General features: G+C 75.5%; 2 protein-coding genes and 1 pseudogene. All 3 read left to right on the top strand.

The genetic code is table 11. The features are described 5' to 3' along the window. Window positions 1–204, top strand: a pseudogene (locus GT354_RS18040) (hypothetical protein); the annotation flags it as partial. A gap of 116 nt (window positions 205–320) precedes the next feature. Further along, window positions 321–968: a sigma-70 family RNA polymerase sigma factor gene (locus GT354_RS18035; RefSeq protein WP_161357328.1), complete on the top strand. Its 648-nt coding sequence runs from the start codon at window positions 321–323 to the stop codon at window positions 966–968. After that, window positions 965–1325: zf-HC2 domain-containing protein (locus tag GT354_RS18030; protein ID WP_202512009.1), on the top strand; the 361-nt coding region annotated here is incomplete at its 3' end. The genes GT354_RS18035 and GT354_RS18030, both read left to right, overlap by 4 nt.

Genomic DNA, 1325 nt, shown 5'->3' with positions numbered 1-1325 from the left:
GCCGGCGCGGGCATCGCGCTCGGCGGCGAGGCGCCGCTCGCGGCCCTGCTCGGCGGGGGTGCGGCGGCGCTCGGCCTGCTCGGACATCGCGTGGCCGGCTACGACCATCCGTCCCGGTTCGTCCATTTCACCGCCGGAGTGGCACTGCCCCTGGCTCTCGCGGCACCGGCCGCATATCTGCTGGGCAGGGTCATGATCGGCTGATTCGCTGTGCGCCGGTGCCCTCGACACGGGAAGATGCGCCCATGCCGTGGATACGCCGCCGGTCCCGCCCCGGGGCTCTCGATGAACCGCCGGGCCTCGCCGCCCGTGAAGCGGGTGTGGTGCATCGTTCGGACGTGCTGAGCGCCGAGGCGGACCCGGCGGCGGCCCGCGCGTTCATCGCGCGGCCCGCCCGGGCGGACGACCGACCATCGGCACCCGATCCGCTGCACTCGGCGAGTCGGATATCGACCGCCGACGAGGCGGTCATCCGGGCGCTGTACCTCGAACACGGCGGCCCGCTCCTGGGTTTCGCGCTCCGGCTGACCGGCGGAGACCGGGCCCGGGCCGAGGACGTGGTCCAGGAGACGCTGCTGCGCGCGTGGCGCCACCCCGAAGCGCTCGACCCGGCGCGCGGTTCGGTCCGCGCGTGGCTGTGCACGGTGGCCCGCAACGTGGCGATCGACGTCGGCCGGGCCCGCAAGGCCCGCCCACCGGAGACCGGTGACGCGGCTCTGGCGACGGTGCCCGACGAGGCGGCCGAGGCCGAGTTCGACCGGGCCGTGCTCGCGTGGGACGTCGCCGAGGCGATGGCCGCGCTGAGTCCCGAGCACCGGGCGGTGCTCCTGGAGACGTACTACCGGGGCAGTTCGGTGGCCGACGCGGCCAAGGTCCTGGGAGTGCCCGAGGGCACGGTGAAATCGCGAACCTATTACGCGCTGCGAGCACTGCGCGTGGCTTTGGAGGAAAGGGGGTTGGTCCCGTGACGGACACCGGAGACGAGAGGGCCGCGGCGCGCGGCGCCGCCCCGAGTCCCCCGAGAGACGCGTCGGGCCCGGTCGACCCGCCGCGGCCGTCGGGCCGCCCGACGTCGTCGCCGCGGATCGGCTGCGCGGTCGCCCGCCTGGACCTGGGGGCCTTCGTGCTCGGCGCGCTCGACGAGGACGAGGCCCGGCAGGTCCGCGAACACGTCGCGACCTGCCCGCGCTGCCGTGCCGAATACGACGAACTCGCGGGCCTGCCAGGCTTTTTGGCCCGACTCACCGAGGTCGAGGCGCACGCGAGCGGTGTCGCCGCCACCGGCGCCGCGCCCGCTCGGCTGCTGGCGGCCGCGGCCGTGCGCT

Source organism: Streptomyces sp. SID3343, assembly GCF_009865215.1.
Classification (GTDB): domain Bacteria; phylum Actinomycetota; class Actinomycetes; order Streptomycetales; family Streptomycetaceae; genus Embleya.
Note: the sequence above shows the minus strand (reverse complement) of the source record. Positions and strands in the feature narration are given on the sequence as shown.